Annotated in this window: 21 protein-coding genes and 1 tRNA gene; 11 read left to right on the top strand and 11 right to left on the bottom strand. The window is 45.8% G+C overall.

Annotated features, from left to right (window positions below):
* Positions 1-25 precede the first annotated feature (25 nt).
* The 4 genes from thrS to rplT all read left to right on the top strand — a co-directional run bounded on the left by thrS (position 26) and on the right by rplT (position 3,405).
* Positions 26-1,966 (top strand): threonine--tRNA ligase, encoded by a 1,941-nt coding sequence (gene thrS, locus DW947_RS02555; RefSeq protein WP_005836068.1) that lies wholly within the window; start codon positions 26-28, stop codon positions 1,964-1,966.
* Between the two features lie 120 nt (positions 1,967-2,086).
* The gene (gene infC, locus DW947_RS02550) at positions 2,087-2,689 is read left to right on the top strand and encodes a translation initiation factor IF-3 (RefSeq protein WP_005827878.1); all 603 of its coding nucleotides are present in this window, start codon (positions 2,087-2,089) and stop codon (positions 2,687-2,689) included.
* 67 nt (positions 2,690-2,756) lie between these two features.
* A complete protein-coding gene (gene rpmI / locus DW947_RS02545; RefSeq protein WP_005827880.1) occupies positions 2,757-2,954 on the top strand; it encodes a 50S ribosomal protein L35 in 198 nt (65 codons plus the stop codon).
* Positions 2,955-3,054: 100 nt separating this feature from the next.
* The gene (rplT, locus tag DW947_RS02540) at positions 3,055-3,405 is read left to right on the top strand and encodes a 50S ribosomal protein L20 (RefSeq protein ID WP_004289896.1); all 351 of its coding nucleotides are present in this window, start codon (positions 3,055-3,057) and stop codon (positions 3,403-3,405) included.
* Between the two features lie 538 nt (positions 3,406-3,943).
* Here the strand turns inward: rplT and DW947_RS02535 are convergent.
* The 7 genes from DW947_RS02535 to DW947_RS02505 form a co-directional block, all read right to left on the bottom strand.
* Positions 3,944-5,251, bottom strand: coding sequence for a phenylacetate--CoA ligase (locus DW947_RS02535; RefSeq protein WP_057088188.1), 1,308 nt, complete (start codon positions 5,249-5,251; stop codon positions 3,944-3,946).
* Positions 5,252-5,281: 30 nt separating this feature from the next.
* Positions 5,282-5,863, bottom strand: a complete 582-nt coding sequence (locus tag DW947_RS02530) for an indolepyruvate oxidoreductase subunit beta (protein WP_009036846.1) — start codon at positions 5,861-5,863, stop codon at positions 5,282-5,284.
* Positions 5,864-5,867: 4 nt separating this feature from the next.
* Positions 5,868-7,460: a thiamine pyrophosphate-dependent enzyme gene (locus DW947_RS02525; protein ID WP_016273438.1), complete on the bottom strand. Its 1,593-nt coding sequence runs from the start codon at positions 7,458-7,460 to the stop codon at positions 5,868-5,870.
* A gap of 76 nt (positions 7,461-7,536) precedes the next feature.
* Positions 7,537-8,568 (bottom strand): endolytic transglycosylase MltG, encoded by a 1,032-nt coding sequence (gene mltG, locus DW947_RS02520; protein WP_044467511.1) that lies wholly within the window; start codon positions 8,566-8,568, stop codon positions 7,537-7,539.
* Between the two features lie 66 nt (positions 8,569-8,634).
* Entirely contained in the window at positions 8,635-9,546 is a 912-nt protein-coding gene (locus DW947_RS02515) for a TolB family protein (protein WP_005836075.1), read from the bottom strand.
* A gap of 325 nt (positions 9,547-9,871) precedes the next feature.
* Complete coding sequence (locus DW947_RS21510; protein ID WP_034523134.1) at positions 9,872-10,093, bottom strand: hypothetical protein; 222 nt, start codon at positions 10,091-10,093, stop codon at positions 9,872-9,874.
* Between the two features lie 445 nt (positions 10,094-10,538).
* Positions 10,539-10,611, bottom strand: a tRNA-Thr gene (locus tag DW947_RS02505).
* Positions 10,612-10,810: 199 nt separating this feature from the next.
* Here DW947_RS02505 and DW947_RS02500 point away from each other — a divergent pair.
* From DW947_RS02500 to DW947_RS02480, 5 genes are all read left to right on the top strand, one after another.
* Complete coding sequence (locus DW947_RS02500) at positions 10,811-12,484, top strand: SDR family NAD(P)-dependent oxidoreductase (protein ID WP_119958435.1); 1,674 nt, start codon at positions 10,811-10,813, stop codon at positions 12,482-12,484.
* A 140-nt stretch (positions 12,485-12,624) separates the two neighbouring features.
* On the top strand, positions 12,625-15,093 hold the full coding sequence (locus tag DW947_RS02495) for an SLBB domain-containing protein (protein ID WP_119958434.1): 2,469 nt from the start codon (positions 12,625-12,627) through the stop codon (positions 15,091-15,093).
* A gap of 8 nt (positions 15,094-15,101) precedes the next feature.
* Positions 15,102-16,208, top strand: coding sequence for a Wzz/FepE/Etk N-terminal domain-containing protein (locus tag DW947_RS02490; protein ID WP_044468719.1), 1,107 nt, complete (start codon positions 15,102-15,104; stop codon positions 16,206-16,208).
* The gene (locus tag DW947_RS02485; protein ID WP_016273443.1) at positions 16,187-16,534 is read left to right on the top strand and encodes a UpxY family transcription antiterminator; all 348 of its coding nucleotides are present in this window, start codon (positions 16,187-16,189) and stop codon (positions 16,532-16,534) included. The genes DW947_RS02490 and DW947_RS02485 overlap by 22 nt, the downstream gene beginning before the upstream one ends.
* Complete coding sequence (locus DW947_RS02480) at positions 16,534-16,992, top strand: WbuC family cupin fold metalloprotein (RefSeq protein ID WP_044468723.1); 459 nt, start codon at positions 16,534-16,536, stop codon at positions 16,990-16,992. Before DW947_RS02485 ends, DW947_RS02480 begins: the two co-directional genes overlap by 1 nt.
* 80 nt (positions 16,993-17,072) lie before the next feature.
* Here DW947_RS02480 and dnaJ read toward each other — a convergent pair whose 3' ends face one another.
* Positions 17,073-18,245 carry a molecular chaperone DnaJ gene (dnaJ, locus tag DW947_RS02475; protein ID WP_057088198.1) on the bottom strand — a complete coding sequence of 391 codons (1,173 nt, stop codon included), beginning with the start codon at positions 18,243-18,245 and terminating at the stop codon, positions 17,073-17,075.
* 11 nt (positions 18,246-18,256) lie between these two features.
* The gene (locus tag DW947_RS02470) at positions 18,257-18,889 is read right to left on the bottom strand and encodes a nucleotide exchange factor GrpE (RefSeq protein WP_005827933.1); all 633 of its coding nucleotides are present in this window, start codon (positions 18,887-18,889) and stop codon (positions 18,257-18,259) included.
* Positions 18,890-19,110: 221 nt separating this feature from the next.
* On the opposite strand from DW947_RS02470, the gene DW947_RS02465 reads away from it, so the two are divergent.
* Positions 19,111-20,730 carry an ABC-F family ATP-binding cassette domain-containing protein gene (locus DW947_RS02465; protein WP_005827934.1) on the top strand — a complete coding sequence of 540 codons (1,620 nt, stop codon included), beginning with the start codon at positions 19,111-19,113 and terminating at the stop codon, positions 20,728-20,730.
* Between the two features lie 214 nt (positions 20,731-20,944).
* On the opposite strand, the gene DW947_RS02460 is transcribed toward DW947_RS02465, so the two are convergent.
* Positions 20,945-21,997, bottom strand: coding sequence for a leucine-rich repeat domain-containing protein (locus tag DW947_RS02460; RefSeq protein ID WP_005827936.1), 1,053 nt, complete (start codon positions 21,995-21,997; stop codon positions 20,945-20,947).
* A gap of 112 nt (positions 21,998-22,109) precedes the next feature.
* On the opposite strand from DW947_RS02460, the gene DW947_RS02455 reads away from it, so the two are divergent.
* A complete protein-coding gene (locus DW947_RS02455) occupies positions 22,110-23,006 on the top strand; it encodes a CPBP family intramembrane glutamic endopeptidase (RefSeq protein ID WP_057258980.1) in 897 nt (298 codons plus the stop codon).
* Positions 23,007-23,059: 53 nt separating this feature from the next.
* Here DW947_RS02455 and DW947_RS02450 read toward each other — a convergent pair whose 3' ends face one another.
* On the bottom strand, positions 23,060-25,195 hold the full coding sequence (locus DW947_RS02450; RefSeq protein WP_117962630.1) for a Tex family protein: 2,136 nt from the start codon (positions 25,193-25,195) through the stop codon (positions 23,060-23,062).
* Positions 25,196-25,276: the final 81 nt, after the last annotated feature.

Raw genomic sequence — 25,276 nt, 5'->3', positions numbered from 1 at the left:
GAAAAATGAAATATACATATAAACTATGATAAAGATAACATTTCCAGACGGCTCTGTTCGTGAATATAACGAAGGAGTAACGGGACTGCAGATTGCAGAAAGCATCAGTTCGCGATTGGCACAAGACGTGCTGGCTTGTGGCGTGAACGGAGAAATTTATGATTTGGGGCGTCCTATCATGCAAGACGCTGAAGTGGTTCTTTATAAATGGGAGGATGAGCAGGGTAAGCATGCCTTTTGGCATACCAGTGCCCACTTGCTGGCCGAAGCTTTGCAGGAACTCTATCCGGGCATCCAGTTCGGTATAGGTCCTGCTATCGAAAACGGTTTCTACTATGATGTGGACCCGGGTGAAACGACTATCAAGGAAGCTGACCTGCCAGCCATTGAGAAAAAGATGGCTGAACTGGTGGCTAAGAAAGAAGCGGTTGTCAGACAAGACATTGCCAAGGCGGATGCTTTGAAGATGTTCGGTGACCGTGGAGAAACTTATAAATGCGAGCTGATTTCCGAATTGGAAGACGGCCACATCACAACTTATACGCAGGGTGCATTTACCGACTTGTGCCGTGGCCCTCACTTGATGACCACAGCGCCTATCAAAGCTATCAAGCTGACTTCCGTTGCCGGTGCTTATTGGCGTGGACAGGAGGACCGTAAGATGATGACCCGTATCTATGGTATCACCTTCCCGAAGAAGAAGATGCTGGATGAGTATCTTGTTCTGCTGGAAGAAGCCAAGAAGCGTGACCACCGCAAAATCGGTAAGGAGATGGACTTGTTCATGTTTTCTGACACCGTAGGTAAGGGGCTCCCGATGTGGCTACCCAAAGGTACTGCACTGCGTATCCGCTTGCAGGACTTCTTGCGCCGCATTCAGGCCCGTTACGATTATCAGGAAGTAATGTGTCCGCCCATCGGCAACAAATTGCTTTACATCACTTCCGGACACTATGCAAAATATGGTAAGGACTCCTTCCAGCCCATCCACACACCGGAAGAAGGAGAGGAATACTTCTTGAAACCGATGAACTGTCCTCACCACTGTATGATTTACAAGAACTCACCCCGTTCTTACAAAGACCTGCCTTTACGTTTGGCAGAGTTCGGTACGGTTTGCCGTTACGAGCAGAGTGGCGAGTTGCACGGTTTGACACGTGTACGTAGCTTTACGCAGGATGATGCGCATATCTTCTGCCGTCCGGACCAGGTGAAGGATGAGTTCCTCCGTGTAATGGACATTATCTCCATCGTGTTCGAATCTATGGACTTCGAGAACTTCGAGGCACAGATTTCCTTGCGCGACAAGGTGAACCGCGAAAAATATATCGGTAGCGACGAGAACTGGGAAAAAGCAGAACGAGCCATCATCGAAGCTTGTGAAGAAAAGGGTCTGAAGGCAAAAATAGAATATGGAGAAGCCGCTTTCTATGGTCCTAAATTGGACTTCATGGTGAAGGATGCCATCGGTCGCCGTTGGCAGCTGGGTACCATCCAGGTGGACTACAACCTGCCGGAACGTTTCCAGCTGGAATATACCGGTGCCGACAATCAGAAGCACCGTCCCGTAATGGTTCACCGTGCTCCGTTCGGCTCCATGGAACGCTTCGTGGCTGTGCTTATTGAGCATACGGCCGGTAAGTTCCCGTTGTGGCTGACTCCCGACCAGGTTGCCATCCTGCCTATCAGCGAGAAGTTCAACGACTATGCGCATGAAGTGAAACAATACTTGAAGCGATATGACATCCGTGCCATTGTGGATGAGCGCAATGAAAAGATTGGTCGTAAGATTCGTGACAATGAGATGAAGCGTATTCCGTACATGCTGGTTGTAGGTGAAAAGGAGGCTGAAAACAAGGAAGTTGCTGTCCGCAAGCAGGGAGAAGGTGATAAAGGAACCATGAAATTTGAAGAATTTGCCAAAAAAATGAACGAAGAAGTTCAGAATATGATAAATAAATGGTAACTTTGCGCCCAATTGTAGAAGCATAGCATATATTAGATGTTCTAAAGTTCGCTTTTACTTAACAAAAACATTAATTTGGGAATAGTAAATAAGAAACAAACTGGAAGTAAACGTTATTTAATGAAGAATGACAGCTTAAAAGGGCAACATCGGATTAACGAACAAATCCGGGCCAAAGAAGTCCGCATAGTGGGCGATGAAGTAGAACCAAAAGTGTATCCGATAGCGCAGGCTTTAAGACTTGCTGAAGAACATGAAGCGGATCTCGTGGAGATTTCTCCAAATGCACAACCCCCTGTTTGTCGTATTATTGATTATTCTAAATTTCTTTATCAGTTAAAGAAGCGTCAGAAAGAGCAAAAGGCAAAGCAGGTAAAAGTGAACGTGAAGGAAATACGTTTTGGACCTCAGACAGATGACCATGACTATAACTTCAAGTTGAAGCATGCTAAAGGCTTTTTGGAAGATGGTGACAAGGTGAAGGCCTACGTATTCTTTAAAGGACGTTCCATCTTGTTCAAAGAGCAAGGTGAAGTGTTGCTGCTCCGTTTTGCCAATGATTTGGAAGACTATGCGAAGGTAGACCAAATGCCGGTTTTGGAAGGAAAGAGAATGACAATCCAGCTCTCTCCGAAGAAAGTGGCGGCACCTAAGAAGAGCGCGGCTCCCAAGCCTGCAGAAGATGCGCCAAAGGCTGCGTCGGCTGAAACCGAAGAAGAATAAAGAAGTGAGTAACGCCATAGGTATAGTGCGTTGCCATATAATTTAATAATTAAAAAGTTTAAAAAAGATGCCAAAGATGAAGACTAACTCCGGTTCTAAAAAGAGATTTACTCTTACCGGAACAGGTAAAATCAAAAGAAAGCACGCTTTTCATAGTCACATCCTGACTAAGAAAACTAAGAAGCAGAAAAGAAACTTGTGCTACTCTACACTTGTTAGTACAACAGATGTAAGCCAGGTGAAAGAGCTCTTAGCAATGAAGTAATTGAAAAGCGTACAAAAGTATTAAAGTTATTAACCGAATGCATTAGCTTTAAGTCCGCTGCGTGAAGTAACGGCGCTAACATTCAAAAACAAGTAAAACTATGCCAAGATCAGTAAATCATGTTGCTTCTAAAGCAAGAAGAAAGAAAATTTTGAAATTGACCAGAGGTTACTTTGGTGCAAGAAAGAACGTTTGGACCGTTGCCAAGAATACTTGGGAAAAAGGTTTGACCTATGCGTTCCGTGACCGTAAGAACAAGAAAAGAAACTTCCGTGCTTTGTGGATTCAGCGTATCAACGCTGCTGCTCGTCTGGAAGGTATGTCTTACTCTAAGCTGATGGGCGCTTTGCATAAAGCTGGTATCGAAATCAACCGCAAAGTGTTGGCTGATTTAGCGATGAACCATCCGGAAGCTTTCAAGGCTATCGTTGCTAAAGCAAAGGCTGCATAAAAACAGTTAGCAGATAAATTACGAGGTGCTGATTACTCTTTTGGTAGTCAGCACTTTTTGTTTTCTGATACTCCGGGGAGGGGTTAAAACTTGAAAAGGACTTGAAACAATTTACTGCTTTTACTTGTTTCTTTCATAGAAACTCATTACCTTTGTTATAGAAAAAATAGCCGCATTGATTGGATCGGGAAACTCATCAATTTTTATGAAATACCGAGACAAGCTTCGCTTCTCAATGGCGGGCCACGCCCTTCGGGGTAACTCTTGAGTCGGTGGATTACAAAGAGGAGGAGCACTCAAATCATGTCATACGGAGTTTCATCACATCATCGGTGCGGCTTTCTATAAAAGAGGAACGGTAATCTGTTTGGATAACCGTTCCTCTTTCGTTTTATGCGGATGTGGGTGATTGTGAAACGATGATACGTGATGCTGAAACAGATGATGTGTCAAGGGAAGATAGATGATGTGTTTATACAAGACAGACCATCTGTATCGGGTGAACAGATGGTCTGTTTTGAAAAGAGTTTTTTTAAGTTTATTTGTTGTCCCGTAAGTCTTTTACCCTGACGGCTTTTCCTTCGCTCTGCGGCAAGGAACCTTTCTTTACCAACCGTAACTTCGGAGTTACCAGAATCTCGTCTTTCAGCTGGCGGGTAATGGCTTTGCTAATCTTTTGCAGCTCGATGTAATTGTCGGTAGAGAGGTCGCTAAGTTCAACTTCCACAATCATCTCATCCTGGTTATTGACCGTTTCGAGCGTGATGAGGTAATTGCTGCCCAATTCGGGGAATTGTACCAGCACCTTTTCCACCTGCATGGGGAAGATATTGACTCCCTTGATGATGAACATATCGTCGCTACGGCCTTTGATGCGGTCTATACGGATGTGGGTACGTCCGCAAGGGCACTTGCCGGGCAGGATGCGGGTAAGGTCGCGTGTACGGTAGCGGATGAGGGGCATCATCTCTCTGTCCAGCGTTGTCAGTACCAGTTCGCCGATTTCACCTTCCGGTACGGGTTCGCCGGTTTCCGGGTTAATGATTTCGACCAGGTAGCAATCTTCCCAGAAGTGCATGCCGTCTTGTTCGGTGCACTCGAAGGCTACGCCGGGACCGTTCATTTCAGTCATACCAAAGCTGTTGTAGGCTTTGACGCCAAGCATGCGTTCAATCTTTCTGCGTTGCTCGTCTGTGTGGGGTTCGGCACCGATAACAAGCGTTTTCAGACTTGTGCCGGCGGGGTCCATCCCTTCTTCCTGGAATACCTCTGCCAAGCGGATGGCATAGCTGGGAATGGCATGCAGGGCAGTGGTCTTGAAGTCGGTGATGAACTTTATCTGACGCTTGCTGTTTCCGGCAGCGGCAGGAACAGTCAGCGCACCCAGACGTTCGGCTCCATACTGAAAGCCCAGTCCTCCGGTGAACATGCCGTAACCGGAGCTGTTTTGGAAAACATCCGTCTTACGGATACCTACCATATAGAGGCAGCGTGCCACTAAGTTAGCCCAAGAGTCCAAATCGTGTTGGGAGTGTACGATGACCGTCGGCGTGCCCGTAGTACCACTGGAAGAATGGATACGTACTCCGTCCTCACGCATATCGCCTGCTACTAATCCAAAAGGATAATTGGCGCGCATATCGGCCTTGGTGGTAAACGGTATCTTACGTATGTCTTCTACAGACCGGATGCTGTCGGCAGTGATGCCATGCTCTTGGAATACCTTTTTATAATAAGGAGAGTTGGCGGCAATGCTGACAGTCTTTTTTAACCGTTGCAGTTGCAGTTCGCGCAACTGCTCACGGGGCATCGTTTCAATCTCTTCTTCCCAGTATTTGTTATTCATGGTATGTTGAAATTTAGAGTCAATTATAGTTTACATCAGTTTTTCAGCAATCTCTTTGCCGGCAGCCAACGCTTTGAGGTTCAGCTCTACAATGGCGTCGCCCTTGCGTTGGAAGATTTCGCGGATGCTGTCTTGCACCTTTGCGTAGTCGATGCCGAGGAAGGGGATGGTGGCGCCCAGCAGTACGATGTTCGCTACGCGGGGAGAGCCGACTTCTTTTGCCACTTCGTTTACGTTCAGCATGATTTTATGCGGCAGCTTGTTGATTTCGGCCTTGATGTCTTCTTCTGCCGGATAGTTGGGAATGTTGATGAAGGGGGCTTCATTGGTCACCAGCCAACCTTCGGGGCTGAGGTAGGGGAGGTAGCGCAGTGCTTCCATCGGTTCCAGGGAGATGATGAGGTCGCATTTTCCTGTGGGAATGAGGTCCGAAGCGATGGGTTGGTCGCTGATGCGCAGGTTGGACTGCACGTCGCCGCCTCGCTGGCTCATGCCGTGTACTTCTGCCTGCTTCATGTAGAGTCCGTCCTTGAGGGCTGCTTTGCCGATTACAGTGGCGATGGAGAGGATACCTTGTCCTCCTACGCCGGAAAGTATGATGTCTTTTTTCATGGCTTTACTTGTTTCTTTTTTTGCGTGCTAATGTTTGGATACATTCTCTGCGGGGGATGATGACGGATACGCCGTGGTGCTCGATTTCTTCCCGGATGATTTGCTTCATCTCTTCGTAGTTTTTCTTCAAGGGCACTACGACGCGGATGTGTTCGGGAGCTACACCGATGCCGGCGCAGATGGCTTCCAGACGTCCGGTGCCGGCAGAATCTTGTCCTCCGGTCATGGCGGTGGTTTCGTTGTCGGAGATGACGATGGTGACGTCGGCGTTTTCGTTGACGCAATCCAGCAGTCCCGTCATGCCCGAGTGGGTGAAGGTGGAGTCGCCGATGACGGCTACGGCAGGATGCAGGCCGGCATCCGAAGCACCCTTCGCCATGGTGATGGAGGCGCCCATATCCACGCAAGAGTTAATGGCGTTGAATGGGGCATTGGCTCCCAGCGTGTAGCAACCAATGTCGCTGAACACCTTATAAGTGGGATATTCTTCTTTCAATACTTGGGTCAGCACCGTGTACATGTCGCGATGGCCGCAACCCTCGCACAAAGCGGGCGGGCGCATCTCTACCAGAGAAGGAACGCTGAATTCAGCCTTGTTCTCCTTGCCTACGGCACGTGCCACGCTGTCCGGGTTCAGCTCTCCGTCTTGTGAAAGAGTGCCGTCCAAACGGCCTTTTACTTTGATGCCGATGCCCAGATAGCCTTTCAGCTGTTTTTCTACGAACGGTTGTCCGTCTTCCAGTACCAGAATCTCGTCACATGCTTCTACCAGCTGCATCAGCTGTTTCTTGGGCAACGGGTATTGTCCGATTTTCAGTACCGGATATTCGCAACCTTCGGGATAGTTCTCCATCAGGTAGTTGTAGCCGATGCCGCATGCCACGATACCCAGCTTTTTGTTGGGGCCGTCGGTATATTTGTTGTAAGCGGAGTTTTCAGAAGCTTTGATAAATTCGTCCTGGCGTTGCAGCAATGCTTTGTAACGTTTGCGTGCATTACCCGGCAGGAGGATGAACTGACGCGGGTCTTCGCTGAAGGAAATCTCATTCTGCGGTTGTTGCTCCTTGCGCTCTACGCCGGAACGGGAGTGTGCCAGGCGCGTAACCATGCGCATCAGGATGGGTTCGCCGGTCTGTTCGGAGAAGTTGAATCCGTTGTACACCATGTCGTATGCTTCCTGCTGGTTGCTTGGTTCGTACATCGGGATGAGAGAGAAGTCGCCATAGAAACGGCTGTCCTGCTCGTTCTGAGAGGAATGCATGCTGGGGTCGTCGGCAGCAATGATTATAAGACCACCTTTTACGCCGGTAATGGCAGAGTTGATGAAACAGTCGGCAGCCACGTTCATACCCACGTGCTTCATGCACACCAGTGAACGCTTGCCTGCAAAGGACATGCCCAGGGCAGCCTCCATTGCAGTTTTCTCGTTGGAGCACCAGCGGTTATGGATGTTCTTTTCGGCAGTAATCGGTGCCATCTGAATATATTCGGTGATTTCCGTAGAAGGAGTGCCGGGATAGGCATATACACCCGAAAGTCCGGCGTCTAATGCAGCTTGTGCAATGGCTTCATCGCCAAGTAAGAGTTGCTTGCTCATATCTGAATATTTAAGTGTTAGTCATGGATTAATATTTGACGCAAATATAGGATTTTGCTTTTATTTTATCAGCAGATTACTTGAAAATCTTTCTTTCGTTTAATGCATTCCAATATTTTCTTGCATTTTTCATGTGCTCGGCATAATTGGATGCAAAGTTATGGGTGCCCGAGAAGTCCTCTTTGGCACACATGTAGAGGTAGTTGTGTTTCGTATGGTTCAGCACAGCATCCAGCCCGATGGGTGAGGGGATGCGTATGGGACCGGGAGGTAGTCCGGTGTTGAGATAGGTATTGTAGGGGGATTCTACTGCCAGATGGGCATTCGTAATTCTCCGCAAGCCGAAGTCCTGCAAGGCAAATTTGATGGTAGGGTCGGCTTGCAGAGGCATGCCGGTGTGCAGGCGGTTGATGTAGAGCCCTGCCACCATTGGTTTTTCGGGATTGTTGTTTGTCTCTTCCTCGACGATGGAGGCGAGGGTGCAGACTTCCGTCGGGGTCATTCCGATGGCGGTGGCTTTGTCTAAGCGTTCCTGGTTCCAGAACTTCTGGTGCTCTTTTTGCATTCTTTCGAAGAACTCTTCTGCACTCATGTCCCAATAGACTTGGTAGGTTTCGGGGATGAAGAGGCAGGGCAGGGTCTCTTTGTTGTATCCCAGTTTTTGTTGGAATGCGGAGTCGTTCATCAATCCGGCTATTTCGGTGGAGTCTATCATGAGCTGTTTGCCTACGCTGCGTGCCAGCCGGTCCAGTGTGCGTACGCTGCCGACGGTGAGGTTCGTAGGTTCTTGATATCCGCGGTACAGACGGCTGAATACGTGATATACGTTTTCCCCCGGCCGGATGGCGTAGCGTCCGGTGTGTATATTTTCGGAATATTTCTTGTATTGGGCCATCCAGCGGAAGCCGGTGAAGCTTCGAGGATGGCCTTGTTGTTCCACCTTATTATATATGGAGTCGGCGGTGTCGTCGCGGTCTATATAGATATAGACTGTCTTTTTCGGATGGAATTGCGGGGCAAACAGATAGTAGTATACTGTTCCTGCACAAGCTGCTCCAATAAGAATCAGTGCGACGAATGTTCCGATAATGATTTTCTTCTTTTCCATTTTGTTTTACTGCATCTTTAGTCGGGCAAAGTTAGTAAAAAATGGAGTGAAAACCATCAAGTCATATCAGTTAATTCGATAGCTGACAAAGGCTATGCGTTTGCTGTCCGGTGCCCATGAGTTGACATTGATGGTGCCTTGTCCACCGAAAAGCTTTAACAATGTCTTGGGTTCTCCACCGTTTGCGGGCATTAGGCGCAGCTCTACGTTCTTGTTTGCCAGGTGCTCTCCCGGTTCCAGGTCACCTTTGTAGTAGGTGATGAATACAACGGATTTTCCGTCAGGGGAGATGTGGGGGAACCAGGAGTTACGGGTTTCGTCAAAGGTCATCTGGGTCTGTTCGGAGCCGTCTGCCTTCATGCGCCAGACTTGCATGAGTCCGGTGCGTACGGAATTGAACCAGATGTATTGTCCGCAGGGGGAATATTCCGGTCCGTCATCCAGACCTTCGGCAGTGGTCAGGCGGGTTTCTTCACCTCCTTCCGCTGGGATGGTATAGACGTCATAGTTGCCGTTTCGTTCGGCGCAATAGGCAAGCTCTTTGCCGTCGGGGCTCCAGCCGTGGAGGTAGCTGGGAGCCATAGGTGTTATTAAACGGGGAGTGCCGCCCGTGATGGGAAGTGTATAAATGCGCGATTTATAGTCTTCTTTCGTCCCGTGGCTGATGGCTATCTGCTGTCCGTCGGCCGAGAGGACGTGGTCGTTGTTGCAGTTTTGGGCAAATCCGGTGTTTATCAGTTCCGGTTCGGCAGGCGAGGTGGGGGAAAGGCGGTAAAGCTTTCCGTCGCTGTTGTATAGCAGCCATTGCCCGTCGGGCGTCCAATTGGGAGCTTCAATCCGGTAGGGAAATTCTTTTACGACAGTCCGGTTACCGTTGGTTACATCCAGTATTTCGAGGACGCTGGTAATCTCGTTTTTTTGTTGAGCGGTTGCGGTCAGTGCAACAGTTGCAAAGAAGGGGATTAGATAGGGTTTCATGTTCATATCGTATTTAATAAATCTCCGCAAGATACATTTTTTATTGGAAACTACATAGTCGGAGCATGCTTTTTTCAGAGAGAATCTGTAGTGATGGTCGAATGCGTAGTGCTTATCATATGAATAGTTTCCGGTATTGCGCTGAATACCTTTGAGGGCTACGATAGATTATGTTTTTCCTTGCAGAGAATTATTCGTCCGACGGTTGTTGCTTATTCGTCCGACATCTGTTGCATTATCGTCCGACAGCTGTCGGACGATAATGCAACAGATGTCGGACGAATAATTCTTAGTAAATGTGGAAATAAAGCGTAGTAAGGCTAGCTCAAAATCTCTCAAACATCCATTCATCTACCTTCAGCTCCTTGCCTTTAAACACGAAATAAAGGTCGTGAATGCCGTCTTTGTCTGTGTCTATCTTTGTAGAGACAGTCTGCAAAGAGTCTGAATTGAAGGAGGTGGAAGCAGCGGGTTGGCGTTTCCACTGAAGAATTGGGGTGATTTTACCGGACGCGTGTCTTTCTTTCTTGAATCGGAAAGCGCCCACACATCGTTTCCTGCGGATATAGCCGCCAGCAGCAAAGCCGCTGTAAATAATTTGATTCTTTTCATTTGTTTATAGTATGTTATAGAAACCTATGGTAGCCTTTTGATTTTGGCTTGTGTTCTTCAATCACCTCAATCCTTTATTTAAGATTGAAAAATCGGGTTATTGAAAAGTTGCCGCAAATATTGGGAATTACTATGTATAATATAAGGTGTATTATGTTTTTAATAATGTGCCTATATGTTTCAAGTTATCATTGTAATCAGATGGTGCTGTTTTAAACTTGCTTTACTTGCTTTGGGATAATTATGCGGCTATGGATTAAACTGTTTGGAAGGGCATTATGTTTTATGCAAATATATTGGTAGAAGAGCGTTTTTTTATTCTAACGATTCTTGAAAAGAAAAAGCACTGATTATTCCAGATAATCAGTGCTTGAATATCGAGCCGCTAGCCAGACTTGAACTGGCGACCTACGCGTTACGAATGCGTTGCTCTACCAACTGAGCTATAGCGGCAATAAGCTTTTGTTTACGGGGTGCAAAGGTACATCTTTATTTGAAAAGGCAAAAAGAATCTCTGTTTTTTTTAGAAATATTTTAGTGGGATAATTTTCTATTTGAATGTCTTGAACTTTATTGCCATAAAAATTGGATAATAAAACGAAAAGAAGCATCTTTGTCGTAGGTCCTATAGCAAATAAGTCTGATACTGATTATGAATTTAAGAATCTATTATAAATATCTTTCTTCACGCATAGCGTCCAAATGGACGGTGCTGTTGGTAGATGTAATTATCGTTGTGATTTCCATGCTTTCTGCATGTTTTTTGCAATATAGGCTTTCGTCCGTATCTTATGAAATTTCTTTATATGTATGGCTGACCATTTGGGCTGTCTTGTGTAATATCTGTTTCTTTCATATTCTCCGTACTTATGTGGGTGTTATCCGTTTTTCCTCTTTTGTAGATATTTATCGTGTGTTTTGGAGTCTTACGATAAGCTATGTTGTACTGTTTTTAGGGAATTGCTGTTGGTCTGTTTCGGGGCTTGGAGAAACTTTGCCGAACAGCATTCTGTTTATGGCATATATGTTCACCTTCTCTCTGATGGCTTGTATGCGCATTGCTGTGAAGATGCTTTATGAAGCTATTGCTTTTGATGCACGTCATTGCGTGAATGTTTTTATTTATGGATTCCATGGGACTGGAGTCAATGTTGCAAAATCCTTGAGAGTTAGTCGTAATAATCATTATCGCCTGCGTGGCTTTATTTCGGACGAACCTGATATGATAGGTAAACATACGATGGGATGCAGGGTATATCCCAATGATGAGCAGCTGTTTGACCGTCTAAAGAAAAAGAAAGTGGATACAATCATTATCTCTCCAAGCAAGGTGTCGGATTTGGAAAATTCCGGAATGCTGGATAAACTGTTCTCTCATGATATTCATGTAATGACCGTTCCTCCCTTAAGCGATTGTATGGACGATGGACTGATAAAGGACATTCAAATAGAAGATTGGCTCCGTAGAGAACCGGTGCAAGTTGACATGCGTAAAATTACGGCCCATATCGAGGGGCGTAGAGTAATGGTTACGGGAGCGGCGGGAGCTGTAGGAAGGGAAATCGTTCGCCAGTTGGCTACACTGAATCCTTATCAGTTGATTCTGGTAGATCAGGCAGAATCCCCATTGTATGATGTACAGTTGGAATTGTCTGATCATTGGAAGAATCTGGAGGTCCGTGTATTGGTTGCAGATGTTGCTAACCGTACGCGTATGGAGGCTATATTTGAAGAAACACGTCCTCAACTTGTTTTTCATTCTGCTGCGTATAAGCATGTACAACTGATGGATGATTTTGTATCGGAGGCAATTCAAACGAATATATCGGGGACAGTGAATATTGCGGACCTGGCGGCAAAGTATAGAGTGTCCCGTATGGTTATGATATCTGCTGCTAATGCACGTCATCCGGAGAATGCTATGGAATATAGTAAGCGTGTGGCGGAAATATATGTGCAATCATCTGATTGCAGGTTGAAACGCGACACAAGGGAAACTGATATGTTCATAGTACGTTTGGGTGAGGTGTATCCGACGAATACTCATTGTTTGATTACCTTGTCTGAAGCTTGTATGCTCACCCTGGAAGTGGGAGTCATGGGGGATGGGGGAGAAGTGTACATTGTGGGAGGGCCTGGGGATGGACTTTTGGATTCTGTAATCGGTGAAAAGATAAAGCGTGAAAAGGCATCTGTTGATGATTATGAACATGTGCGGGAAGAAGTGCTGGCCTTGGTGCAACATAGTTATACTGAAAAAAAGGCTATTTTGATTGGACTAATGAAAAAAATAGTGCCAATTTTCCCGCTTTCTTCTACCCAATGAAAAGACGTGAAAGTGACAGCTTTTTAATGCTTTTTCTGAAACTTAGAGGTGGAATAAATGTATATTATAAAAATAATATATTACCTTTGTGCCCGATTTATATTTATTACAAGAACTCAAAAGATTAATCAGAATATCTTATGCGTAGATTAATAACACTATTCTTTTTGGTATTTACTTTGTCAGGGGTAGCTTTTGCTCAGCAGATGTCAGATGATCAGGTTGTTCAGTATGTAAAAAGCGCTCAGCAGATGGGCAAAAATCAAAAGCAGATTACTACTGAATTAATGCGGCGGGGAGTGACAAAGGAACAAGTTGAAAGAATTCAGAAAAAGTATGAAAACTCTAAATCTGGAAGTCCGCAGAGCAATACCCAAGATGAGAAGCGTTCTCGTCAACGTGGTGAAATGAGTGGCGTAGTCAAAGGGCTGCGTACAACCTCGGAAACTTATTCTGCCAGACAAACGGATGTTGCAGGGGATTCTTTACAAATGATGGATAATCGTTCCTTGTCTCAAGAGAAGGAAACAGAGGATCCGACTTCGCAAATTTATGGTCATAATATTTTTACTAACGATAATTTGACTTTCGAACCCAATGTGAATGTTGCTACTCCCGAGAATTATCGTCTGGGACCTGGTGACGAGGTGATTATTGATGTGTGGGGAGCTTCTGAAACAACGATTCGACAAACAATCTCTCCGGAAGGAAGTATTCTTGTGAATAATTTAGGACCGGTTTATCTGAGTGGCAAAACTGTAAAGGAAGCCAATAATTATTTGAAACAAGAATTTGCCAGAATATATTCTGGAGTAACCGGAAATGTTCCGTCTACCCAAGTTAAACTGACATTAGGAGAAATACGTTCTATTCAAGTAAACGTTATGGGTGAAGTTGTGGTGCCCGGAACTTATACCCTCTCATCATTTGCTTCCGTATTTCATGCTTTATATCGTGCAGGTGGTGTGAACCCGATTGGTAGTTTGCGCAGTATTAAAGTGATTCGCAATGGAAATACAATAGCGGATTTGGATGTTTACGATTTACTTATGAAAGGAAAAATGAAGGATGACATCCGTCTGCAGGATGGTGATGTAATTCTTGTGGATCCTTACCAGTCACTGGTACAGATATTAGGTAAGGTAAAACGTCCGATGTTTTATGAAATGAAACCCACTGAAACCGTAGGTACATTATTGAAGTATTCAGGTGGTTTTACGGGTGATGCTTATAAGAAAGCATTACGTATAATCCGTAAAAGTGGACGTGAGCATCAAATTTATAATGTGGATGAGATGGATTATTCCGTATTCCGCGTAGATGACGGTGATAAGATAACGGTTGATTCCGTTTTACAGCGTTTTGAGAATCGTGTGGAAATCCGCGGTGCTGTATATCGTGAAGGTTTGTATCAGTTGGACGGTACGATGAATACAGTGAAGCAGCTGATTAAGAAAGCGGAAGGACTTCGCGGAGATGCATTCTTAAACCGTGCTATAATCGATCGTGAACTTGAAGACTTGTCGCATGAGGTTATACAAGTAGATGTGAAAGGTTTGCTGAACGGGACGGCTGCAGATATTCCTTTGCAGAAGAATGACATTTTATATATTCCAAGTATTCATGACTTGAAGGAAGAAGCTACACTTACCATTCATGGTGAAGTTGCCAATCCGGGTACATATCTTTATTCTGATAAAATGACAGTAGAGGATTTGGTGTTGCAGGCTGGTGGCTTGTTGGAGGCGGCGGCTACAACAAAGGTTGAAGTTGCACGGCGCATGAAAGATCCGAAGAGTACATCTTTCAGTACTACAGTAGGCCAGAATTTCTCTTTTGATTTGAAAGATGGCTTATTGGTGGGAGAAGGAAGCCAGGATTTCCATCTTGAGCCTTTTGATGAAATTTATGTTCGTAAGAGTCCGTCCTATTTTAAACAACAGAATGTTATGGTGGGCGGAGAAGTCCTTTTTAGCGGTAATTATGCACTATCGAAAAAGAATGAACGTTTGAGTGACTTGATAGCTAAGGCTGGTGGAGTAACTCCCGATGCTTATATAAAAGGAGCGCGTCTTATACGTAGGATGACCGAAGAAGAATTCCGCCGTAAGGAAGATGCTCTGCGTATGGCGCAAGCGGGAGGCGGAGATTCCATATCTGTAAAAAGATTGGATTTGTCCGATACCTATTCTGTAGGTATAAATCTGGGAGAGGCCTTGAAAAATCCTGGTTCAGATGCTGATATGGTGCTTCGCGAGGGAGATGTATTATTTGTTCCGGAGTACGTAAGTACAGTGAAAATCAACGGTGCTGTAATGTATCCGAATACAGTTTTATATAAAAAGGGTGAAAGCTTGAAATATTATATCAACCAGGCTGGTGGTTTTGGTAATGACGCCAAGAAACGCAAGGCCTATGTAATATACATGAATGGTACAGTTTCTCGTTTAAGAGCAGGAAACAAGAAAGCCATTGAACCAGGTTGTGAAATAATTGTTCCAAGTAAAGAACAGAAAAGGAAGATGACTACCACTGAAATTCTGGGAATGGGAAGTACGACAGCTTCTATTGCAGCGATGATTGCGACTATGGTTAATCTCTTTAAGTAATTTGAATTATGAGCGAAGAAAAAATACAAAACATAACCTCTCCACAACCTGAGGAACAAGAAATAGATTTGATAGAACTGGCCCAGAAAGTATGGGCTAGTCGCAAATTGGTTTTTAAGGCGTGTGGTATCGCTGCCCTTGTTGGACTGGTTGTTGCATTTAGTATTCCTAAGGAGTATTCTACAAGTGTGACGTTGGCTCCGGAGAGTGGTGGTAAATCTGGTGGCGGAAGTATGGGAGCCCTTGCAGCCATGGCGGGTATCAATTTGGGTACTTCTTCTGGTGAAGATGCTTTGTCACCCGAACTTTATCCTGATATTGTAAGTTCTACTCCTTTTCTGATTGAACTGTTCGATGTTAAAGTCAAGGATCAGAAAGCAAAAGTAGACACGACTTTATATGCTTATTTGAAAGAAGAACAGCGTTCTCCTTGGTGGAGTGCAATTTTCTCCGCTCCTTTTAAGGTGTTAGGATGGACATTGTCTTTGTTTAAGGATGAACCGGAAGAGGGGGATGCAAAGCTGGATCCTTTTCGTCTTACTAGAGATGAGTCTGCCATTGCAGATGCTTTAAGTAAACGTATCTCTGTTTCCGTAGACAAAAAGACAGGTGTGACAACCTTGTCTGTTACTATGCAGGATCCTTTGATATCTGCTTCGCTGACGGATACCGTGATGCATTGCCTGCAGAACTACATCACAGATTATCGAACTAATAAAGCTCGTCATGATTTGGCATTTACCGAAAAACTTTATGGAGAAGCAAAGGCCAGTTATGAGTCTGCCCAGAAGAAATACGCAAATTTTGTAGATGCAAACCAGAATATAATATTGCTGAGTTATCGCGCAGAGCAAGAGCGTTTACAGAATGAAATGAATTTAGCCTATCAAGTATATACACAAGTGTCTCAACAATTGCAGATGGCAAGAGCTAAGGTGCAGGAGATTACACCGGTATATACGGTTGTCCAGCCGGCTACGGTACCTTTGAAGCCTGCAAAGCCCAATAAATTGATGATTTTGATCGGCTTCATGTTCTTAGCTGGTGTCGGCAGTGTGGGATGGATATTATTTGTAAAAGATTTATTAAAGGGATGGAAAAAGCAAACAATATGATGACGGATAATGATATGATGTGCTGGCATGCATTGTACACAGCACCCAAGTCTGAACATAAGTTGATGCAGCGTTTGAATGCTGCGGGATATACTACATATTGCCCGATGCAGGCTGTGTTTGTAAAATGGAAAGGGCATACCCGGAAGGTGATTACTCCTCTTTTTTCCGGATGTTTGTTTGTTGCCGGTAATGTGTCGGAAGTTACCTCATTGGCTTCCTTGCAGAAGGCTGCTATATTAGTAGATAATGAAGGAAAAAGTTTGTCTATTGAGGCGGGCAAAGCAGAACTTCCTGCCAAGTTTGCCCAATTGCTGAAGTTATGATGAAGCTGATAACAGAAGAGCTGCTGGATACCGTTACTTCACGAGCTAAGGAGAACTCCCGTTTACGTATGAATTATAATTTTCATGCGTCTATGGATGCTCCTATTCATCGGTTGCTGAATGCTTTGGAACCGGGAACTTATCTTCCTCCTCACCGTCATACAGATAAGGAAGAAACTTATCTGGTTTTGCGTGGGAGTCTGCTGGCATTTTTTTATGATGATGCCGGTAATGTAACAGATAAGGTATGCCTCAATCCTTCGGAAGGTAAATATGGTCTGGAAATTCCTTCTAATACATGGCATAGTATTATTGCCTTGGAGTCAGGTACCGTTATTTTTGAAATTAAAAAAGGCCCATATCAGCCTCTACCCTCAGAGGATTTGGCTTCGTGGGCTCCTCAGGCTTCTGATGTGGAGGGAATAAAGGCTTTTATGAAGCGGATGTTGGAGCTTTAACATTTTCCCCGATAAACCCATAAGAAAGCCTCCCGATATATTTTATTGTATACCGGGAGGCTTCTTTATGTACCATGTTATTAGTCAAACAGGCTCTTGAACTTTTTGAATATTTTCTCTTTAATCGAAGTGTTCGGCTTGAAGTTATCCGATTCTTCCATCTCCTCCAATGCTCTCTTCTCATCCTTGCTCAGCGTTTCGGGTACATATACGCTGACATTTACCAGCAAATCTCCCGTGCCGTACCCGTTCACGTTGGGTAAACCTTTGCCGCGCAGGCGGAGTACTTTTCCCGGTTGCGTACCTGAGTCAATTTTTACTTTCACCTTTCCATCAATCGTGGGAATTTCTACCGCACCACCCAAGGCTGCTGTCGGGAAGCTGAGGAGCAGGTTGTAAATCAAGTCATTTTCATCGCGTATCAGGTTCGGGTCTTGCTCTTCCTCTACAAGAATCAGCAGGTCACCCGGTACACCGTTGTGCTTGCCTGCATTTCCTTTTCCGCCCATAGAGAGTTGCATACCTTCTGCAACACCTTTCGGGATTTTTACGGTTACTACTTCTTCACCGTATACAATACCTTCACCGGCACATTCCTTACACTTGTTTTTGATGATTTTGCCTTCACCGCCACAAGTCGGACAAGTGGTTCTTGTTTGCATGGTGCCGAGTATGGTTTGCTGGTTACGGATTACCGTGCCGCTGCCGTTACAAGTCGGGCAGGTCTCTGAACCACCGTCACCTTCGGCTCCCGTACCATGACAGTGGGTACAAGGCACGTATTTCTTCAGTTTGAATTTCTTTTCCACGCCGGTAGAGATTTCCTTGAGGTTCAGTTTCACCTTGACGCGCAAGTCCGAACCACGGTAACGGCGTTGTTGTGTGCCGCCACCTCCGCCGAAACCTCCAAAACCGCCAAAACCTCCTCCACTGTGTCCGCCAAAGATGTCACCGAACATGGAGAAGATGTCGTCCATGGACATGCCTCCACTGAAGCCGCCGAACGGACCACCATTACCGGCGGCACCACCCAGTCCGGCATGACCAAACTGATCGTAGCGGGCACGCTTGTCCGGATTGCTTAGTACGTCGTATGCCTCTGCCGCTTCCTTGAATTTCTCTTCGGCTGTTTTGTCGCCCGGATTCTTGTCCGGATGATATTGGATGGCTTTCTTGCGATAGGCTTTCTTTATTTCTTCTACCGTTGCTGTCTTTTCGACTTCCAATACTTCGTAGTAATCTCTTTTTTCCATACAGTTTTATGTTATTCTCCGACTACCACTTTGGCATGACGGATCACTTTGTCGTTTAGGATGTAACCGGTTTGTACACAGTCTAGAATTTTGCCTTTCAGTGCTTCATTGGGTGCCGGAATCACGGCGATGGCTTCGTGATAGTCTGTATCGAGCGGTTGTTCCTTTGTCTCTATTACCTTAACGCCGTTTTGTCCCAATACAGACATGAACTTGTTGTAGATAAGTTCAACGCCTTCTTTTACGGCGGCTACGTCGGTGGCTGTCTCCATGTTTTTGAGGGCGCGTTCAAAGTCATCCACAATGGGTAGGATACTGCTGATACTCTTTTCACCACCGTTCAGGATGAGTTCTGCTTTCTCCTTCATGGTACGTTTGCGGTAATTGTCAAACTCGGCAGACAAGCGCAGGTATTTGTCCTTCTGCTCTTCAATCTGTTCATTGGCCTTTTCCAGTTCCTGGGCGAGCTTTTCTTCTTCTGTCAGGGGAGCTTCGTTTTCTTGTGAAGTTTCTTGTCCGACAGTTTCTTCGTCACATTCGTTGGGAGTAGCTTGAGTTTTCAGCTCCTCTTCCTGGTTGTTTTCTTTTTCTTTCGGATTCATATTGTTATGCTTATTATTCTTGTAAAATGATTTAGCTTTCATTGCTGTTAAGGGTTTAAGTTAATACGATATTAGTGCTCCAGCAAAAACTTTGCCAAAACGGATATTTTTGCCGAAAACGCTGCAAAGGTAATACTTTTATGTCAGATTGACAGCGCTTCTCTGTGTCTATTCATGGAAAAATAACTATCTTTGCACTCGCAATTCGCAGACTAATAGGTATTAAATAGTAAATTGTAAATAAATAAATCGTAAATATAAAGATGATTACAGTCTCTAATGTCTCAGTACAGTTTGGTAAAAGAGTGTTGTTCAATGACGTAAACCTGAAGTTTACAAGTGGTAACTGTTACGGTATCATCGGTGCCAACGGCGCCGGAAAATCTACTTTCCTGAAAACGATTTCCGGGGAGCTGGACCCTACGACGGGCTCCATCATGCTGGCTCCGGGAGAGCGTCTTTCCGTTTTGAGCCAGGACCACTTTAAGTGGGATGCTTTTACGGTGATGGACACGGTGATGATGGGACACACGGTGTTGTGGGATATCATGAAGCAGCGTGAAGTGCTGTATGCCAAAGAGGATTTCACAGACGAGGATGGGCTGAAGGTTTCCGAATTGGAAGAGAAATTTGCCGAGTTGGACGGCTGGAATGCCGAAAGCGATGCTGCCGCCTTGTTGAGTGGTTTGGGTATCAAGGAAGACAAGCATTATCTGTTGATGGGTGAGTTGAACAACAAAGAAAAGGTGCGTGTCATGCTGGCGCAAGCTCTCTATGGAAATCCTGATAACTTGCTGCTGGACGAGCCTACCAATGACTTGGATATGGAGACCGTGACTTGGCTGGAAGAGTACCTCTCCAACTTTGAGCATACGGTGCTGGTGGTAAGCCACGACCGTCACTTCCTCGACTCCGTTTGTACGCATACGGTGGACATCGACTACGGAAAGATTAACCTCTTTGCCGGTAACTATAGCTTCTGGTACGAGTCCAGCCAGCTGGCGCTCCGTCAGCAGCAGAACCAGAAGGCAAAGGCCGAGGAGAAGAAGAAAGAGCTGGAAGAGTTTATCCGCCGATTCAGTGCCAATGTGGCAAAGAGCAAGCAGACTACCAGCCGCAAGAAGATGTTGGAGAAACTGAATGTAGAAGAAATCAAGCCGTCATCACGTAAGTATCCGGGCATCATCTTTACGCCCGAACGCGAACCGGGTAATCAGATTCTGGAAGTTTCCGGTTTGACGAAAACGCTGGAAGATGGTACGGTGCTGTTCCGCGACGTCAACTTCAACGTAGAGAAGGGAGACAAGATTGTATTCCTTTCGCACGACCCGCGTGCCATGACCGCCCTGTTCGAGATTATCAACGAGAATATGAAACCGGATGCAGGTACTTTCAACTGGGGTGTGACTATCACCACCGCTTACCTGCCGCTGGACAATACTGCATTCTTTAATACAGACCTGAATCTGGTGGACTGGTTGAGCCAGTTCGGTGAAGGCAATGAAGTCTATATGAAGAGCTTCCTGGGACGTATGCTGTTCTCCGGCGAGGAGGTGCTGAAGAAAGCAAGCGTATTGTCGGGAGGTGAGAAGATGCGTTGCATGATTGCACGTATGCAGCTGCGCAATGCCAATTGCTTGATTCTGGATACACCTACCAATCACCTCGACTTGGAGTCTATCCAGGCATTCAACAATAATCTAAAGACCTATAAAGGCAATATCCTTTTCTCATCCCACGACCACGAGTTCATTCAGACGGTTGCCAACCGTATCATCGAATTGACTCCGAACGGTATTATCGACAAGATGATGGAGTATGACGAATACATCACTTCAGACCACATCAAGGAGTTGCGTGCACGTATGTACGCAACAAAGTGATAACGGAAGCTAAGGACTAAATAAGCATATTTTAAATTGTTCCATCATGATGGAACGATTCTTCTTTCATATCTTTTTGGTTTAATAAAGGCTTGTGCGATATTGAAAAAAAGAAGAAGGTGTGTCAGAATGATTTTTAGCTATCATTCTGACACACCTTCTTTTGCTATTAAAAGAGTCTCTTTGTTCTTATTAAGGCGGGGAATAGTCTGAGTTATTGTTTCTCCTTATATATAATTTTGCCTTGGCTTTCTCCGAAAAGGTTGTCGCCCAGCGTGGTAATCTTATTCCCCGTGGCAAGCACATAGCGCAGGTTGTCGCATCCCATAAATGCTCCGTACTCAATGGCGGTTACACTGGCAGGAAGCACCAGCGTGCCGCACAAACGGCCGCAGCCACTGAATGCACGCTGTCCAATGCTTCTAAGCTCTTGCGGGAGCCGTACGTTCAGCAGATACTTCTTTTGGGTGAAAGTATAGTCGGGAATTGCAGTGGCATTACTGTTGGTCATGTCGATGGAAACCAGATTGGGCATATAGTCGCGTATCAATGTGAAGTCGGCTTCGTCCATTTTTCCTTCAACGGTCAGAAAGTTAACGTCTTTGGGCTGAAATCCGGCTCTTAACAGTTCGCTGGCAAGGCTGCCCATTTTACCAATCTGCACATTTACTGTCAGTGGTTCTCCTTCAATGAATGCAAAGGTTTCCCATTTCTTTTTGGTACGATAGGAGTCACTGCATCCCAATGGAACAAATATGGCTGTAACGCTATCGGCCAATGCTTCGGACAACAGATTGGGAGCCGTTTTCTTCCGTATCTGGCATATCTTGAGATTTTTGCATCCCTTAAAGGCAGCATCTTCGATGTTCTTGGTCTTGTCGGAAAGGATAATCCTGGTCAGCGTCTCCTTACCTACAAATGTACTGTCGTCCATTTGCTTGCAGAAGGCATATGCCGGAATGCAATTGGCAGGATATACATAAAAACGGTTTGGATAAGTCCCGTTCTTGCCTGCATACATGCTGATGGAGGCATTGGAAATGTCCAGCAGTTGCAGGTTTTTGAATTCATCCCGTAGATGCCTGAAATCTACGGCATTCAGCTTGCCCTGCAGGGTCAGTTGGGTGATTTCATTGGCTTCCGCTTCTGTCATCAGTTCCACCAGGGTACCAGGTTTGGCCACGTAGTATCTTTTGGATTTTTGTGCCGAGGCATTCAGCATTAACGCCAGTCCGGCAACGGCTAAAAGTATTTTTCTTAGTTTCATGTTTGTCGATTCCAGATTGATTTTTCAAATATAAGAAGAAACCGGCAGGAATACATGAAGTTTTTTCTTTTTATTATTATTTTTGTCGGATATTAATCAAAATGAGATACAAATGGAGACGGAAGAAACGGTGAAGGAAGAGTGTGTTGCTATGAGTAAAACAAAACGTATTTGGCTGGCATTCGTTGATATAGTACTGTTTACTGTACTTTTTATGATTTTTCTGTTTTTGTTTGCCATACCTTTTGCGATTGCTTTCCCTGAGTTGAAGACACAAGCTGGTGGGATGAGCGTCTATTTAATGATGTTGAATGAAGTCTTGATGTTGGCCAGTGGGCTTATTGCCGCTTGTATGGTGCTGGGTTTCAGGAAGCTTCCTTTTTCGGGCTTGGGCTTGTCTTTGAAGGGATGGGGCAGAAGCCTGCTGAACGGAGCTTTGTTTGTCGTGTTCTTGTATGTAGTTGGTTTTGGCTTGTCTTTATTGTTGGGGGCTGTGGAAGTGGCAGGGGTCTTGTTTTCTCCCATTTCGTTGTTGTCGAGTCTTTTGCTTTATTTTTTAGTGGCAGTTACGGAAGAAGTTATTGGACGCGGTTTCATTTTAGGGCGTATGCTGGATGGAGGCGTCAATAAGTTTGTGGCATTGCTTATCTCTGCGGTGTTATTTTCGTTGATGCATCTTTTCAATCCCAGCTTTGCCTTCGTCCCGTTTTTGAATATCATGCTGGCGGGTTGTTTCTTGGGAGCTTCCTATATATACACGCGCAACCTCTGTTTCCCCATTGCCTTGCATTGGTTCTGGAACTGGATTCAAGGTTCTGTTTTGGGATATAAAGTCAGTGGAAATGAATTTAGCAATGAGAATCTGCTGATTCTTCACTTTCCGGAAGAAAATCTGATAAATGGAGGAACTTTCGGGTTCGAAGGCTCTATTCTGTGTTCACTACTTTTAGTGCTTGGTACAGTAATTATCTTAAGACACTATTATAAGGGATTAGTGATTAGGGATTAATGATTAATACGGAAACCATTAACCACTAACCATTAATCACTAATCCCTAATCACTAATTCTGTTCCACTCCTTTCATTGTCAGCTGTATGCGTTTCCGGTCCATATCTATGCTGAGTACCTTTACGCGTATATGCTGGTGAATGGACACTACTTCATTAGGGTCTGATATGAATCTGTCGGCGAGTTGGGAGAGGTGTACCAGTCCGTTTTCCTTGATGCCTATGTCGACAAATGCGCCGAAGTTGGTGATGTTTCCTACGATGCCGGGCAATTCCATGCCTTCGCGCAGGTCGTTGATGGTGCGCACGTTCTTGTCAAATTCAAATATCTTTATCGGTCCGCGTGGGTCACGTCCGGGCTTGTCCAGCTCTTGCAGGATGTCTTTCAGTGTCGGCATGCCCACGGTGGGGGAGAGGTAGCGTTCGGGATTAATCTTCAGACGCAGCTCCCGGCTGGCTATCAGCTCGGCTACGCTGCAACCCAAGTCCTTTGCCATTTGTTCTACGATACAATAGCTTTCCGGGTGTACGGCAGTATTGTCCAGCGGATTCTTTGCCTGCGGAATGCGTAGGAAGCCGGCACATTGCTCAAACGCCTTGGCACCCATACGAGGTACTTTCATCAGTTCCTTGCGCGAGGTGAAGGCACCGTTTTCGGCGCGATAGTTCACAATGTTCTGTGCCAGTTGCGGACCCAATCCCGAGATGTAGGTCAGTAGATGGCTGCTTGCGGTGTTCAGGTTGACACCTACCAAGTTTACACAGTTTTCTACGGTCTGGTCCAATGATTTTTTCAGCTTGGTTTGGTCCACATCATGCTGGTATTGCCCCACACCAATAGATTTCGGGTCAATCTTTACCAACTCTGCCAGCGGGTCCATCAGTCGTCTGCCTATGGACACAGCACCGCGTACGGTGACGTCGTAGTCGGGAAACTCGTCCCGTGCAATTTTAGAGGCCGAATAGATGGAAGCTCCCTGCTCGCTGACGATGAATATCTGTATGTCGCGGTTGAAGCGCTGATGTTTCAAGAACTCCTCCGTTTCGCGGCTGGCAGTTCCGTTACCTATGGCTACGGCATCTATCTTATAAGACTCTATCATCATTTGCAGCTTGGCAAATGCCTCTTTCTGCTTGCTGACCGGAGGGTGGGGGTAGATGTTCTCATTGTGGAGCAGATTTCCTTGTGCATCGAGGCACACGACTTTACAACCCGTACGAAATCCGGGGTCTATACCCATCACACGCTTTTGCCCCAGTGGTGAAGCCAGCAACAACTGACGGAGGTTTTCGGCAAATACCTTGATGGCTTCCTCATCAGCACGCTCTTTGCTTTGCGTGGCAAATTCCGTCTCTATGGATGGCTTCAATAGGCGTTTGTAGGAATCCTGCACGGCTTCCGCCACTTGCTGTCCGCAGGGGTTGTTGCTCCGCACGAATTGGCGTTCCAGCCGTTCCACGCACTCCTCATCGTCTGGGCTGATGCTGACTTTCAGCAGGCCTTCCGCTTCGGCACGCCGGATGGCGAGCAGGCGGTGGGAGCTGCATCGCTTCAACGATTCGGAGCAATCGAAGTAGTCGCGGTATTTGGTCGCTTCCTCTTCTTTGCCTTTCACCACCTTGGCGGTCAGTGTGCCTTGGCGGGCAAATGCGTTGCGCACGCTGTTTCGGGCACGTTCGTCTTCGCTAACATGCTCGGCTATGATGTCACGGGCACCTTTCAGTGCATCTTCCACGTTCTTCACGTCTCCTTTCACGTAATTGGCGGCGCGTTCCTCCGGATGAGGCTCACGTTGCAGCATCAGCAGGGTGGCGAGGGGTTCCAGTCCTTTTTGACGGGCTGCTTCGGCACGTGTTTTCCGTTTGGGCTTGTAGGGGAGGTAGATGTCCTCCAGTAGGGTATTGTCCCAAGTCTCCTCGATACGTTTCTGAAGTTCGGTGGTCAGTTTACCTTGTTCCTGTATGGTGTTCAGGATGGTTTCTTTACGTTTGGCGATTTCGTTCAGCTTTTCGTAGTGGGTCTTTATGGATTCAATCTGCACTTCGTCCAGTCCTCCCGTCACTTCCTTTCGGTAGCGGCTGATGAAGGGGATGGTGGCACCATCGTTCAGCAATCCGAGGGTCTGTACTATTTGTTTCTCTGATATGCCGAGGGCGGCAGATATCATGCGGTGGAAATGTTGTATCATCGGTTCTCTCTTTTTATAATGGATGCCAAAAGTACGAAAAACAATCGTCGTACGAAAATAAACCCCATATTCTTGGAAAAA

The organism is Bacteroides sp. AM44-19 (genome assembly GCF_003603395.1).
GTDB lineage: Bacteria > Bacteroidota > Bacteroidia > Bacteroidales > Bacteroidaceae > Bacteroides > Bacteroides uniformis.
This window is presented reverse-complemented; position numbering and strand designations above follow the sequence as displayed.